A 13,580-nucleotide genomic window follows, 5' to 3' on the forward strand; every position below is an offset into this window, starting at 1 on the left:
CTGGGCACGCGGCGCACTAGGGTCGTGATGTGGCGAGTCCTTTGCGCGCGGCCGCGCGCTACCACGGTGACGAGGCCGTGGCTCCCGGGATGCTGGATTTCGCCGTCAACGTCCGCGCCGATACTCCGCCGTCCTGGCTGGTCGACCGCCTCGCGGGCCGCCTGACCGATCTCGCCCGGTACCCGAGCGCGACCGACGTCGAGCGGGCGGTCGCTGCGGTCGCCCGCCGGCATGGCCGCAGCACGGACGAGGTCGCGCCGCTGGCCGGGGCGGCCGAGGGGTTCGCGCTGCTGGCCAACCTGAAGCCGCGACGGGCCGCGCTGATCGCGCCGTCTTTCACCGAACCTGAGGCGGCGCTGGCGGCCGCCGGGGTGCGGTTCGAGCACGTGATCCTCGAACCGCCCTACGCGCTGCGCGCGGACGCGGTGCCCGATGACGCCGACCTCGTCGTCGTCGGAAATCCGACCAATCCCACCGGCGTCCTGCACACCCGGGAGCAGATGCTGGCCTTGCGCCGACCCGGTCGCATCGTGGTGGTCGACGAGGCGTTCGCCGATGCCGTCGCCGGTGAGCCCGCTTCCGTGGCCGCCGAGGCGCTGCCCGACGTGGTGGTCCTGCGCAGCCTGACCAAGACGTGGGCACTGGCGGGGCTGCGGGTCGGCTACGCCCTCGGCCCGGCCGATGTGCTGGCGCGGTTGACCGCACGACGCCCGCACTGGCCGGTCGGCACGCTGCAACTCGAGGCCATCGGCGCCTGCAGCGCGCCCGAGGCGGTCGCCGAGGCCGCCCGTGCCGCTCAGCGCCTGCTCGAGGTGCGCGCGGCAATGGTGGCGGGATTGACTACCATCGGCGTGCATGTTGTCACCGGTTCGGCTCCATTCGTCCTGTTCAGCGTCCCGGATGCCGAGTTGATGCGAAAACACCTGGACCGCAGCGGTATTGCCGTGCGTCGCTGCGACACGTTCGTCGGACTCGGCGGCCAGTTCCTGCGTGCCGCCGTGCGTCCGGAGTGGCCGGTTCTCGCCGAGGCGATGGCCGAGGTGCTGCGGTGAGCGCGCGGCTGGCGGACATCATCGACGTGCTCGAGGCGGCGTATCCGCCGCAATTGGCACAGGACTGGGACTCGGTGGGTCTGGTCTGCGGTGATTCGTCGGAGACGGTCGAGACGGTCACCGTCGCCGTCGACGCCACCGCCGCCGTCACCGCCGAGGTACCCGACCGCGGGCTTCTGCTGGCACACCATCCACTGCTGCTGCGCGGGGTCGACACCGTCGCGGCCGGCACGGCCAAGGGCGCCCTGATCCACCAGCTGATCCGGAGCGGCCGGGCCCTGTTCACCGCGCACACCAACGCGGACTCGGCGTCGCCCGGCGTCTCCGACGCGTTGGCCGAAACGTTGGGTTTGACCGTCGAGGAGGTACTCGCGCCGGCGAGCACGGAACCCGACCTGGACAAGTGGGTCGTATTCGTGCCTGCAGAGAACTCAGAGGCGCTGCGGGAAGCCATGTTCGCCGCCGGCGCCGGCCGCATCGGCGACTATTCGCACTGCTGCTGGACGACGACCGGAACCGGACAGTTCCTCCCGCACGACGGCGCGTCACCGGCGATCGGCAGCGTCGGATCCGTCGAACGCGTCCCCGAGGATCGGGTGGAGGTCATCGCCCCTGCGCGGTTGCGCGGCCATGTGCTGGCCGCGATGCGGGGCGCACATCCCTACGAGGAACCCGCATTCGACATCTTCGCGTTGGCGCCGATCCCCGGGAATACCGGCCTGGGACGGATCGGCGTGTTGGGCCGCCCGGAGCCGTTGTCGGCGTTCGTGTCCCGCATACGTCAGGCGCTACCAACCACGTCGTGGGGTGTACGGGCATCGGGCGATCCGGACGCGTCCGTGTCGCGGGTCGCGGTTTGTGGCGGATCCGGTGACTCACTGCTCGGCCTTGTCGCCCGCGTCGGTGTCGACGCGTACGTGACGTCAGACCTGCGGCACCATCCCGCCGACGAACACCGGCGCGCATCGGAAGTGGCGCTCGTGGACGTCGCGCACTGGGCCAGTGAGTTCCCGTGGTGCCGTCAAGCTGCAGACCTGCTGCGGGCTCACTTCGGTGACGCGCTACCCGTGCGGGTTTCGAATGTGCGCACCGACCCGTGGAACGTCGAGAGATGAGCATGAAAGCTGAAGTAGTCCAACAACAGTCGTTACTGGAGCTGGCCGAGCTCGACGCATCGTTGAGTCGTCTGGAGCACCGGGCCAAGAATCTCGCGGAACAGCAGCGGCTGGAGGAGGTGCGGACAGCGCACCGCGAGGCCAACGACCGGCTCGCCGCACTGCAGATCGCCATCGAAGACCTGGACGCGCAGATCGCCAAGTTCGAGTCTGAGATCGACGCGGTCCGCCAGCGTGAGGAGCGGGACCGCAAGTTGCTCACGGATGGCACCGTCGACGCCAAACAGCTCACCGAATTGCAGCACGAGCTGAACACGTTGGAGCGTAGGCAGACGGCGCTGGAGGATTCGCAGCTCGAGGTGATGGAGCGGCGCGAGGAGCTGCAAGGCGACCAGCAGAGCGCGCTCGGGCGAATCGACGAACTGCAGAAGGACCTCGGCGACGCGCAGACGGCATTCGACGCGGCGTGCGCGGAGCTGGACCAGCAACGGCACCAAGGGCTGTCGCGTCGCGACGAGCTGGTCGCGTCGCTCGATCCGGACCTCGTTGGGCTCTACGAACGGCAACGCGCCCGTGGCGGAGCGGGCGCCGGGCAGTTGCAGGGCCGCCGCTGCGGAGCATGCCGGATCGAGATCGACAAGGGGGAGTTGGCGCGCATCTCCGGGGCGGCCGACGACGACGTGCTGCGCTGTCCCGAATGTGGCGCGATTCTGTTGCGGGTCAAGGGGACCGGCGGGTGAAGGTCATCGTCGAGGCGGACGGCGGTTCGCGCGGCAACCCCGGCCCGGCGGGTTACGGATCGGTGGTGTGGTCGGCGGACCACGGCACCGTGCTTGCCGAAAGCAAGGAAGCGATCGGCCGTTCCACCAACAACGTCGCCGAGTACCGCGGCCTGATCGCCGGGTTAAAGGAGGCGGCGAGCCTGGGCGCGAACGAGGTCGACGTGCGCATGGACTCCAAGCTCGTGGTGGAGCAGATGTCCGACCGGTGGAAGGTCAAGCATCCGGACATCGCCCCGCTGCACCGACAGGCGACGGCGCTCGCCGCGCGCTTCGCGCACATCACGTACCGATGGATTCCCCGCGCGGAGAACAGCCACGCCGACCGGTTGGCCAACGAGGCCATGGACGCCGCCGCCCAAATGCCCCCGGACACAGGACAACCCAAACCGCATCAGGCGTCGAACCCGTCCGCCTGGACTGGCGCACGAGGCGCACCGACGCGGCTTCTGTTGCTGCGGCACGGCCAGACGGAGTTGTCCGTCGATCGCCGGTACTCGGGCCGCGGCAACCCGGCGCTGACTGACCTCGGGCGCCGGCAGGCCGAAGCGGCCGCGCAGTACCTGGGACGGCGAGGAGGCGTCGCCGCCGTGGTCACGTCACCGCTGCAGCGCGCGTACGACACCGCGGCGGCGGCGGCCAAGGTGCTCGCTTTGGACGTCACCGTCGACGACGACCTGATCGAGACCGACTTCGGGGCGTGGGAGGGACTGACGTTCACCGAAGCCGCGGAACGGGATCCGGACTTGCACCGGCGCTGGCTGCGCGACACCTCGACGGCGCCGCCGCAGGGAGAAAGCTTCGACGCCGCCGCCGAACGTGTCCGTCGGGCCAAGGCGCGAATCATCGCCGAGCATGCCGGCGAGACCGTGCTGGTGGTCTCGCACGTTACACCCATCAAGACGCTGCTGCGGGCGGCGCTCGACGGCGGCCCGAGCATCCTCTACCGGCTGCACCTCGACCTGGCGTCGCTGTCGATCGCCGAGTTCTATCCCGATGGCGCGGCATCGGTGCGACTGGTCAACCAGACGGCCTACCTGGACTGATCGTGCAGGTGGAGCCGCTCACCGTGGGGCCCGAAGATCGTGATCGCCTCGACAGGCCCCTCGACCACACCGAACCAGTGCGGTGTCCACGTCGAGAACTCCACTACCTCACCGGCTTTGACGGTGAAGTCGCGCTCGCCCAGGATCAAGCGCAGTCGGCCGGACAGCACGTAAATCCAGTCCTGCCCCTCGTGCACCGGGAGTTCGGCGGGCGGGGTGCGGCGGCGGGCGCTGATCCTGATCTTGAATGCCTGCAGACCGCCCGCGGCCTGGCGGTTCAGTGCCCAGTATGTGATTCCGTGTGCCGTGTGGGATCCGCTGCGTACCCGAGGATCCTCGATCGCCGGCGTCCGCAGCAGTTCGTCGGTGCTCACCGACAGCGCGGCGGCCAACCTCGGCAGGTGGTCCAGGGCGAGGCGGCGCTTGCCGGATTCGAGTCGGCTCAGCGTGGACACATCGATGTTGGACCGCCCCGCGACGTCTTCGAGGGTCAGGCCCCGCTGCATGCGCAGGTCGCGCAGCCTGCGTCGTACCCGCGCGTCCACGCTATCCTCTGCCTTTGCCTCCATGGCAAGAAAGATTGCCATTTTGCGGGCTATGGCTGCAAGGTGGACGCATGAACGCCAAACAACATTGGGAAGAGCGCTACAGCGAACAGAACCGGATCTGGAGCGGACGGGTGAACGTTCGGCTCGTCGAGGTCGCGTCGGCCCTGGACCCGGGCGTCGCACTGGATCTCGGCAGCGGAGAGGGCGGCGACGCAATGTGGCTCGCGGAACGGGGATGGCGGGTGGTCGCCGTCGACATCTCCGACACTGCCTTGCGACGTGCCGCCGAGGATGCTGCGGCGCGAGGAGTGGGTGACCGCATCGACTTTCAGCAGCACGACCTGTCGGAGAGCTTCCCCGAGGGGGAATTCGATCTGGTGAATGTGCAGTTCCTGCATTCGACTCTTCCACTCGATCGGACGGCGATCCTCAGCGCGGCCGCACGCGCTGTGCGCTCGGGCGGGCTTCTGCTGATCGTCGATCACAGCGGGCCGCCGCCGTGGGCATCAAAACTCGATGGACACCATCACACGTTCGCCCCGCCCGACGAGGTCGTTGCGGCGCTGAATCTGCCTGAGGCCGAATGGGAGCCGGCTGAGATCGACGCCCGGACACGCGAGGTGAGGACGCCGGAAGGCGAGCCGGCGGCGTGGGTCGACAACGTTATCATTCTGCGGAGGCGCTAGCCGTCACGCTGCATCGTGAAGAATGAACATCTCGTCCGTGCAATAGAGATTCCTGATCGCGGCGGCCTCGAGCTTGGCGACCGATCGGGGAGCAGGGCGCCGCCGGTCGCGTCGAGTTCGGTGGCGATCGCGTCCCAATCGCCGGAGCCCACGCGGCCGTGCGATTTCGTCATGGGCATCTGGAACTGCAAACCCGGTAGTCGCCCCCGAGTGACGTGTCGTGAGTTATCCCCAATGTGGGATTGATCCACAGGGTGGGTTTTGGGTTGGTGGTGCGGTCGGGTTTGGTCTCCGGTGTGGCGTAGGTTCGCTTGTATGTTCGAAGGTTTGGTGGAGCGGGCGTGCCGTACGCCGCGGGGTGCGGCGGGGGTGGGGGCGTGGGCGCGGGTGGAAAACGCCGCCTGTGCGCGCCGGCTGGCCGCGGCCGCCGATGTGCTCGAACGGTTGATCGCCGAGGCCGGGGCGGTCGATCGTGAGCAGTGGTGCATCGACAACTGGTCGATGGCTGCCGCTGAGGTCGCCGCCGCCCAGAACGTGTCGTTGGGGGTGGCCTCGCATCACCTGTCGATCGCCTACGACCTGCGCCACCGCCTACCGCGGGTGGCGCAGGTATTCGCCGCCGGCGCGATCTGCTATCGCATGGTCAGCGTGGTGATCAACCGGACCCGGCTGGTGCGCGACGCCGAAGCGATCGCCAAACTCGACTCCGAGTTGGCCGCCCAACTCAGCGGATGGGCGACGTTGTCGGTGGTCAAACTGCGCACTGCGATCGACAACTGGGTGCAGCGCTATGACCCGGCCGCGGTGCGCCACACCGAATACGCCGCGCGGGGGCGCTGTGTGGATGTGCACGATCCGGCCGACGGGTCGGGCACCGCCTCAGTGCAGGGCTGGTTGTTCAGCAGCGATGCCGCGGCCCTGGATGCGCGCCTGGAGGCGATGGCTGCTGCGGTGTGCGAGCACGATCCGCGCACCGTCGAGCAGCGCCGCGCTGATGCGCTTGGTGCGCTCGGTCACGGTGCTGAGCGGCTGCAGTGCGCGTGTGCACGCCCAGGCTGTGACGCCGCCGCGGGCACCTCCAATGCGGTGGTTATCCACGTGGTGGCCGGCGAGGAGTCGCTCAGCGATGACGCTGCAGCGCAGTTGGATGGTGAGGAACCGCGCACCGAGGATCCGCCGGCCGGGCCGGCGCCCAGCGACCCGGCCTACCTGCTGGGCAAAGGAATGCTGCCCGCGCCGCTGTTGGCGGCCAAGCTGGCCGGCACCGCCACGATTCGACCGGTGGTCCATCCCGGCGATGCCCCGCCCGAGGCCCGCTATATCCCCTCGGCGGTGTTGGCGTGGTTCGTTCGGTGCCGGGATCTGACGTGTCGGTTTCCCGGCTGCGCTGAGCCCGCCCACCACTGTGATATCGACCATACGATCGCCTACCCGCAGGGGCCGACGCAGGCGTCGAACCTCAAATGTCTGTGTCGAAAACATCACCTGCTCAAGACTTTTGGTGGGTGGCGCGATGTGCAGCACCCCGACGGCACCGTGGAGTGGACCTCGCGGCACGGACAGAAATACACCACCGATCCCGGCGCGAAATTCTTGTTCCCGACCCTGTGCCGGCCCACCGCACCCGTGCAGCGTCGGTCAACGGAGGACACCGCGGTCACCGACGATGCTCGCGCGCTGATGATGCCGCGACGCAAACACACCCGCGCCGAAAACCGCGCCCGAGCCATCGACGCCGAACGCCGCCACAACGAGACCGACATCGCCGAACGCCGCGACAACGAGCCCCACGTCGCCGAACGCCGCGACAACGAGTCCCACGTCGCCGAACGCCGCCACGACGACCCCTACGCCGCCGACCCCCCACCCTTCTAACGTCGATTAGTTGCGCGCCGGCACCCACGGCCTCAGCCGGGGTATCCAAGCGCGCACGTTCTCGCGGTACACCTCGTACTGTCGCCCATAGGTGCGAACGAGGGTGGGTTCCTCGTAGAAGTGGACGAACGTCGCCGTGATCGCCCAGCCGATCGCGGCGTAGACGACCAGCCACAGGTTGCCGAAAAGCACTGCCTGGCCGAGGATCGCCATGATCAGGCCGACATACATCGGGTTGCGGACGAACCGGTTGAAGCCGGTCACGACCAGTCGTTGGGTCGGCGCGACGGGCATGGGGGTGCCGCCGGCCTTCACGAATTCCACGAATGCGTGGATGGGCGCGATCAGACCGAGCACGATCAGGATCCCGCCCACTGTCACGCGCCACGCCGGTGCATCGGCAAGATCCCAGTGCGTGATCAACCACGGGCCGAGCCCGACGACGGTGCCGGGCGCGACCATGAAGAAGGCCGCCGAAGCGAGCGCAGCGGTGGTGATCCGCATGCGTTCTACCCCGCCACTGCCGAGATGTCCGCGAGCTGGGTCAGCCGCACGCTGTCGCCGGACGGGTCGCGGAACCCGCAGTCGACGCCGTACGGCACCTCGTGCGGCTCCTCGGTGAACTCGACACCGCGCGAACGCATTTCCTCAAACGACGCCCGGCAGTCCTCGGTGGTCAGAAACACCGTGCCCGCAAACCCCTTGGCGGTCAGATCCAACACCTGCTTGCGGGTCGGCTCGCCCATGACCGGTTGACCCGGTACGGCCATCAACACGATCGACCCATCATCCTGGCCGGGCGGGCCGTCTCGTCCGTCTTCTCCCCGTGTGCTGTCTTGCGCACCCTACTGTCGGCGGGAGGCCGGGTGTCGCGCTTGAGGATGCAGGTGGGTATCCGGGCGTGGATCGCCGCGGGCGGCAGGCTGGCGCGGTATGCGGCCGGGGGCAGTCCGTAGACGCGGGCGAAGCTGGTGGTGAACGACCCCACGCTCTGCAATCCGACCATCACGCAGATATCGGCGACCGAGCGGTCTGTGTAGCGCAACAGCGCTGCGGCGCGTTCCAATCGGCGGGTCTGCAGATAAGCGCGGGGCGATTCGCCGAATGTCCGGGTGAACATCCTGCTGAAATGGGCGCGCGACAGCCCGGCCGCCGCGGCGAGGTCATCGACGGTGATCGCCTCGGCGTACCGGGCGTCGACCAGATCCTTGGCGCGCAGCAGATAGCGGGCCGCGGGCACCTGCGCCATGGCCCAAGTATGTCGAACTCGCGGAACAGCGGCGACAGGCAGTACGTTGAATCCGCGGATGAGTTGGCCGGGCGGCCGCGGAATCCAGGTTCGCCGGGATTTCGAGGAAAGTCCGGACTTCACAGAGCAGGGTGATTGCTAACGGCAATCCGAGGCGACTCGCGGGAAAGTGCCACAGAAAACAGACCGCCACCACTGGGTCTTCGGACCTGGGGTGGTAAGGGTGAAACGGTGCGGTAAGAGCGCACCAGCATTCCGGGTGACCGGAGTGGCTAGGCAAACCCCACCCGAAGCAAGGCCAAGAAGGCCGCAACCTGGTTGCGGCCGCGCAGGCGCCCGAGGGTTGCTCGCCCGAGCCTGCGGGTAGGCCGCTCGAGGCACCCGGCGACGGTGTGTCCAGATGGATGGTCGCCACCTCGCCGCCGCGGTCAGCTGCGGTGGTGAGGGACAGAATCCGGCTTACAGGCCAACTCATCCCCCCTGCCGGGCCCGGGTCACCGGGCCTTGCGCACCGCCTTGGCGAGCTTGGCGAGCGCGTCGTCCAACTGCTCGCGTGAACGTTGGGCGAGTTCCTCCTCCAGCCGGTAGAGCAGCCCGTAGGTGAACGTGTCTTCACCGGCCGCATGCGCGGCCTCGGCCTGTTGACCGAGGTGAGACCGGCTCACCACGCTGTCCTGATGATCACCGAGCAGCGATTGAATGGTCTTCGCCCGATCCGACACCTTGGCGGCGCCCGTCGCCGCGGCGGTGTAGCGAAGACGCTTGGCGCCCTTGCGGATTCGGTGCAGCGCCTCGTCCTTATGGTCGTCGGCCTCGGCTTCGGCAGCGGCCTTGGCCGCTTTGCGGACCCGCTTGTAGGCCGCGTCGATGGTCGCCTGCCCACGCTCCTCCTCGCCCGGCGGCGCCGCCGGTTCGGCGGCGACCAGGTCTTCGAGCGCGTCGAGCAGCCGGAAGTAGCGCTGCGAACGCATGGCGATCAACGACCGCCGCAGCCCGGCCTGGTAGCGCCGCTTGGCGCCGTCGACCAGCCGCTCGCGCACCGGGCCGCGGACCAGCTCGTCGGGCAGCCCGTCCAGTGCCTGCTCGTAGCGTTCGGCCAGCACTTCGGCATCCCGCGCGACGCCCAGGATCGCGGCGAGCTGCCGAAGTTCGTCGAGAATCCAGGCGTCATCGGAGATGCCGAACGCGTCCCGCGACGACTGCAGCAGGCTGCGGAGCTTGCGGGTCGTCACCCGCATCTGGTGCACCGAGTCCCACACGTCGGCCCGTACCGCACGGTCCCACTCGATCAGCAGTTCGACCTGTTCGGCCACCGCCCGATGCAGCGGGTCGGCCGGTTGTCGCACCACCGACGGCTCCGAAGACTCCGCCAACACGCGCGCCAGTTTCGAACCGCTGGCCGCCGGCACCGCTCCCGCGTCGATCAGCCGGTTGGACAACCGGTCGAGCAGGTCGCGGTCGGCGGTTTCGGCCAACTCGGGGGCCAGCTCGAGTTCCCACTCGCGCCATTCCTGCTCCGGGCCGCCGGGCTCGGCCGAAGCGGTCACCTGGTCATCGCAGAACTCGGCCAGTGACGCCCCGTCGGACCCGTAGAGCACGTTCACGGTGCGTCGGGTGGAGATTCGCGCGACCGGTCGCAGCGGTCGATCGCGCGCGATCGCCAGCACGGTGTCACGCAGTGTTTCCGGCACCTCGTCGGCCTCGCCGAGTGGCTCCCTGACCTCCGTGCGGGCGTCGGGGCCGGCGGGCAGCTTGAGGTGCCATCCTTCGTCCGGGCCGCCGGTGCGGCGGCGCAGTGTGATCCGGCGCGCGGCGAGATCGTGGTCAGGGGTGTCGAAGTAAACCGCCTCCAGGCGTTGCGCTGGTGACCGTTCGACGCGGACCACCGATGACAACCCGTCGAATGACGGCGACACTGTTGAATCATCGACGTCGAACTTGCGCTCGACCTCCAGATGCCGCGACGACTTGTCATTCGATCTACCCATGGTGGCACCAGCCTGCCATATGCTCGTCAATGCCTCGGAGTGTCAGGAAGCTAGGGTCCAGCTGTGACCGAATACGAAACGCTGACCTTCGAGCAGACCGGCGCCATCGCCCGCATCACGCTGAACCGGCCCGACGCGGCAAACGGCATGAACGGCACCATGACTCGTGAGCTGGCCACCGCCGCCAAGCGGTGCGACACCAACGCGACCAAGGTCGTCGTGCTCACCGGGTCGGGCCGGTTCTTCTGCGCGGGTGGCGATTTGAAGTCGTTCGCGTCCGCGCCGGACCGGGGTTCGCATATCAAGGGCGTCGCCGACGATCTTCATCGCGCGATATCGACCTTCGCGCGGATGAACGCGGTGCTGATCACCGCCGTGAACGGGACCGCCGCGGGCGCGGGCTTCTCGATCGCGGTGACCGGCGATCTGGTGCTGGCCGCCGAGTCCGCGTCGTTCACGATGGCCTACACCCGGGTGGGGCTGAGCCCCGACGGCAGCGCGTCGTACTACCTGCCGCGACTGATCGGCATCACCAAGACCAAGGAGCTCATGCTCACCAACCGCACCCTCTCGGCGCAGGAGGCATCGCAGTGGGGCCTGGTGACCGAGGTGGTACCCGACGCCGAGCTGGCCGACCGGGCCGCGAAGCTGGCCGATCAGATGGCCGCGACAGCGGCGGGCTCCAACGGCGGTGTCAAGCAACTGCTGCTCGGGACGTTCGCCAACGGTCTCGAGGAGCAGATGGAGCTCGAGGGACGGCTCATCGCCGCACGCGCGGTGTCCAGCGACGGCCATGAGGGCGTCGACGCCTTCCTGGCCAAGCGGAAGCCGAAATTCTCCTAGAACGAGTGCTCGTCGGCGGGGAACAGCCCGCCGGCCACCTCGGAGGCGTATTGCTCTGCGGCGCGGCGTAATTCGCCGCCGACATCACCGAAGCGCTTCACGAACTTCGCGATCTTGCCGTTGGTCAGGCCCGCCATGTCCTGCCATACCAACACTTGAGCGTCGCAGTTCGGGCCCGCGCCGATCCCGATGGTCGGAATGGTCAGCTTGCCGGTGATCTGGGTGGCCAGTTCGGCGGGCACCATCTCCATGACGACAGAGAACGCGCCTGCTTCCTGCACGGCGATGGCGTCGTGGACGGTTTGCTCGGCGGCGTCGCCGCGGCCCTGAACCCGGAAGCCGCCCAGCCCGTTGACGCTTTGGGGCGTGAACCCGATGTGCGCCATGACCGGGATGCCCGCCGCGCTCAACGTCGCGATCTGGTCGACCACACGCTCGCCGCCCTCGAGTTTGACCGCGTGCGCGCCGGTCTCCTTCAGAAACCGCGTGGCCGTAGTGAGCGCCTGCTCAGGGCCTGCCTCGTAGCTGCCGAACGGCAGATCGGCCACGACCAGCGCGTGCGGGGCGCCGCGCACCACGCCACGCACCAACGGGATCAGCTCATCGATGCTCACGGGCACGGTGGTGTCGTAGCCGTAGACCACGTTGGCGGCCGAGTCACCGACCAGCAGGACCGGGATGCCGGCGTCGTCGAAGATGCGGGCGGTCGAGTAGTCGTAGGCGGTGAGCATGGCCCATTTGTGGCCTTCGGCTTTCCACTTCTGCAGATGCAGGGTGCGTATTTTCACGCGTGGCTCGGCAGCGCCGTAGACGGTCTGCTCAGACATCGATGTCCCCCAATTTGGGTGGGTCGGGTCGAATCCTCGAGGCCGGATCGGGTCCCCGGGTTCGTCTGACGCCCCCAGTCTGCCACTTTGTGCCGGAGATGTTGAAAGCGGTGTTGAGTGGATTTCCTCACACCTGCGCTCGCCGGGCATAACATCGGCGACATGCAACGGCTCAGCGGGCTCGACGCCAGTTTCCTGTATCTCGAAACCGCGCAGCAGCCGCTGCATGTGTGCTCGATACTCGAGATCGACACCTCGACCATGCCCGGGGGATACACCTTCGATCGCTTCCGCGATGCGTTCACCCAGCGGATCAAGGCGATGCCGGAGTTTCGCGAGAAGCTGGCCGACAGCCGGTTCAACCTCGACCATCCGGTGTGGGTGGAAGACAAGGACTTCGACGTCGACCGGCACCTGCACCGCATCGGCCTGCCGGCGCCGGGCGGCCGGCGCGAGCTCGCGGAGATCTGCGGCCATATCGCGTCGCTGCCGCTCGATCGCAGCCGTCCGCTGTGGGAGAAGTGGGTGATCGAGAACGTCGGCGGCACCGATCCGCAGGACGGCGGGTGTGTCGTGGTGATGACGAAGGTGCACCACGCCGGCGTCGACGGGGTCACCGGCGCCAGCATGTTGTCGCAGTTGTGCAGCACCGAACCGGACGCGGCGCCGCCCGACCCGGTCGATGGCGCAGGCGACGCGAGCGGTCTGGAGATCGCCGTCAGCGGTGCGGTGAGGTTCGCGACCCGGCCGCTCAAGTTGGTCAACGCCCTGCCCATGACGCTGTCTTCGGTGGTCGACACGGTTCGTCGCGCCCGCTCCGGGCTCTCGATGGCCCCGCCGTTCGCCGCGCCGAGGACGTCGTTCAACACCAACGTGACCGGGCACCGCAACGTCGCCTTCACGCAACTGGACCTCGAAGACATCAAGACCGTGAAGAACCACTTCGGGGTCAAGGTCAACGACGTGGTGATGGCCCTGGTGTCCGGGGTGCTGCGCAAGTTCCTGGCCGAGCGCGGCGCACTGCCGGAGAACTCGCTCGTCGCCATGGTGCCGGTCTCGGTGCACGACAAGTCCGATCGGCCCGGCCGCAACCAGGTATCGGGGATGTTCTCGCGACTCGAGACACACATCGACGACCCGGCGACCCGGCTCAAATCCATCGCCGAGGCGAACTCCGTTGCCAAGCAACACAGTTCGGCCATCGGCGCGACCCTGCTGCAGGACTGGACCCAATTCGCCGCGCCCGCGGTGTTCGGTGTCGCGATGCGCGTCTATGCGGCGAGCAGGTTGAGCGGCGCCAGGCCGGTGCACAACCTCGTCGTCTCCAACGTGCCGGGCCCGCAGATACCGCTGTTCTACCTGGGCGGTGAGATCAAGGCGATGTATCCGCTCGGGCCGATCTTTCACGGTTCGGGGCTCAACATCACGGTGATGTCGCTGGCCGGATCGCTCAACGTCGGCATCGTGTCGTGCCCTGAGTTGCTCCCCGATCTGTGGGACATGGCCGACGATTTCTCCGCCGCCCTCGACGAGTTGTTGGCCGCCACGCGATAGCGCCCTAGCCAGCGCCGA

At 68.2% G+C, this 13,580-nt stretch carries 13 protein-coding genes, 1 other RNA gene and 1 pseudogene; 9 read left to right on the forward strand and 6 right to left on the reverse strand.

The window, feature by feature from the left end:
• Window positions 1-29: 29 nt before the first annotated feature.
• The 4 genes from cobC to QGN32_RS21835 are packed head-to-tail and all read left to right on the forward strand — an operon-like array spanning window position 30 to window position 3,992.
• Window positions 30-1,052, forward strand: coding sequence for an Rv2231c family histidinol phosphate aminotransferase CobC (gene cobC, locus QGN32_RS21820; RefSeq protein ID WP_326546256.1), 1,023 nt, complete (start codon window positions 30-32; stop codon window positions 1,050-1,052).
• Window positions 1,049-2,167 (forward strand): Nif3-like dinuclear metal center hexameric protein, encoded by a 1,119-nt coding sequence (locus tag QGN32_RS21825; RefSeq protein ID WP_326546257.1) that lies wholly within the window; start codon window positions 1,049-1,051, stop codon window positions 2,165-2,167. The genes cobC and QGN32_RS21825 overlap by 4 nt, the downstream gene beginning before the upstream one ends.
• A gap of 2 nt (window positions 2,168-2,169) precedes the next feature.
• Window positions 2,170-2,907, forward strand: coding sequence for a zinc ribbon domain-containing protein (locus QGN32_RS21830; RefSeq protein ID WP_326549201.1), 738 nt, complete (start codon window positions 2,170-2,172; stop codon window positions 2,905-2,907).
• Window positions 2,904-3,992, forward strand: a complete 1,089-nt coding sequence (locus QGN32_RS21835) for a bifunctional RNase H/acid phosphatase (protein WP_326546258.1) — start codon at window positions 2,904-2,906, stop codon at window positions 3,990-3,992. The genes QGN32_RS21830 and QGN32_RS21835 overlap by 4 nt, the downstream gene beginning before the upstream one ends.
• On the opposite strand, the gene QGN32_RS21840 is transcribed toward QGN32_RS21835, so the two are convergent.
• Window positions 3,980-4,561, reverse strand: coding sequence for a helix-turn-helix domain-containing protein (locus QGN32_RS21840; RefSeq protein WP_326546259.1), 582 nt, complete (start codon window positions 4,559-4,561; stop codon window positions 3,980-3,982). The genes QGN32_RS21835 and QGN32_RS21840 overlap by 13 nt on opposite strands.
• Before the next feature lie 47 nt (window positions 4,562-4,608).
• On the opposite strand from QGN32_RS21840, the gene QGN32_RS21845 reads away from it, so the two are divergent.
• A complete protein-coding gene (locus QGN32_RS21845) occupies window positions 4,609-5,226 on the forward strand; it encodes a class I SAM-dependent methyltransferase (RefSeq protein WP_326546260.1) in 618 nt (205 codons plus the stop codon).
• A gap of 315 nt (window positions 5,227-5,541) precedes the next feature.
• Window positions 5,542-7,101: an HNH endonuclease signature motif containing protein gene (locus QGN32_RS21850; protein ID WP_326546261.1), complete on the forward strand. Its 1,560-nt coding sequence runs from the start codon at window positions 5,542-5,544 to the stop codon at window positions 7,099-7,101.
• A 6-nt stretch (window positions 7,102-7,107) separates the two neighbouring features.
• Here QGN32_RS21850 and QGN32_RS21855 read toward each other — a convergent pair whose 3' ends face one another.
• The 3 genes and pseudogenes from QGN32_RS21855 to QGN32_RS21865 all read right to left on the reverse strand — a co-directional run bounded on the left by QGN32_RS21855 (window position 7,108) and on the right by QGN32_RS21865 (window position 8,350).
• Complete coding sequence (locus QGN32_RS21855; RefSeq protein WP_326546262.1) at window positions 7,108-7,605, reverse strand: methyltransferase family protein; 498 nt, start codon at window positions 7,603-7,605, stop codon at window positions 7,108-7,110.
• 5 nt (window positions 7,606-7,610) lie between these two features.
• Window positions 7,611-7,907, reverse strand: a pseudogene (locus tag QGN32_RS21860) (VOC family protein); the annotation flags it as partial.
• On the reverse strand, window positions 7,871-8,350 hold the full coding sequence (locus tag QGN32_RS21865) for a helix-turn-helix domain-containing protein (protein WP_326546263.1): 480 nt from the start codon (window positions 8,348-8,350) through the stop codon (window positions 7,871-7,873). The gene QGN32_RS21865 and the pseudogene QGN32_RS21860, both read right to left, overlap by 37 nt.
• A 59-nt stretch (window positions 8,351-8,409) precedes the next feature.
• Between QGN32_RS21865 and rnpB the strand changes: the two genes are divergently transcribed.
• Window positions 8,410-8,828: RNase P RNA component class A (gene rnpB, locus QGN32_RS21870), an RNA gene on the forward strand.
• 16 nt (window positions 8,829-8,844) lie between these two features.
• Here the strand turns inward: rnpB and QGN32_RS21875 are convergent.
• Complete coding sequence (locus QGN32_RS21875) at window positions 8,845-10,338, reverse strand: CYTH and CHAD domain-containing protein (protein WP_326546264.1); 1,494 nt, start codon at window positions 10,336-10,338, stop codon at window positions 8,845-8,847.
• A gap of 63 nt (window positions 10,339-10,401) precedes the next feature.
• Here QGN32_RS21875 and QGN32_RS21880 point away from each other — a divergent pair, with 63 nt between their 5' ends.
• Window positions 10,402-11,181: an enoyl-CoA hydratase/isomerase family protein gene (locus QGN32_RS21880; protein WP_326546265.1), complete on the forward strand. Its 780-nt coding sequence runs from the start codon at window positions 10,402-10,404 to the stop codon at window positions 11,179-11,181.
• Here QGN32_RS21880 and panB read toward each other — a convergent pair.
• Window positions 11,178-12,008 carry a 3-methyl-2-oxobutanoate hydroxymethyltransferase gene (panB, locus tag QGN32_RS21885; RefSeq protein WP_326546266.1) on the reverse strand — a complete coding sequence of 277 codons (831 nt, stop codon included), beginning with the start codon at window positions 12,006-12,008 and terminating at the stop codon, window positions 11,178-11,180. The two genes, QGN32_RS21880 and panB, sit on opposite strands and share 4 nt — an antisense overlap.
• Window positions 12,009-12,170: 162 nt before the next feature.
• Here panB and QGN32_RS21890 point away from each other — a divergent pair, with 162 nt between their 5' ends.
• Entirely contained in the window at window positions 12,171-13,562 is a 1,392-nt protein-coding gene (locus QGN32_RS21890; RefSeq protein ID WP_326546267.1) for a WS/DGAT/MGAT family O-acyltransferase, read from the forward strand.
• Window positions 13,563-13,580 lie beyond the last annotated feature (18 nt).

Source organism: Mycolicibacterium sp. ND9-15 (assembly GCF_035918395.1).
Classification (GTDB): domain Bacteria; phylum Actinomycetota; class Actinomycetes; order Mycobacteriales; family Mycobacteriaceae; genus Mycobacterium.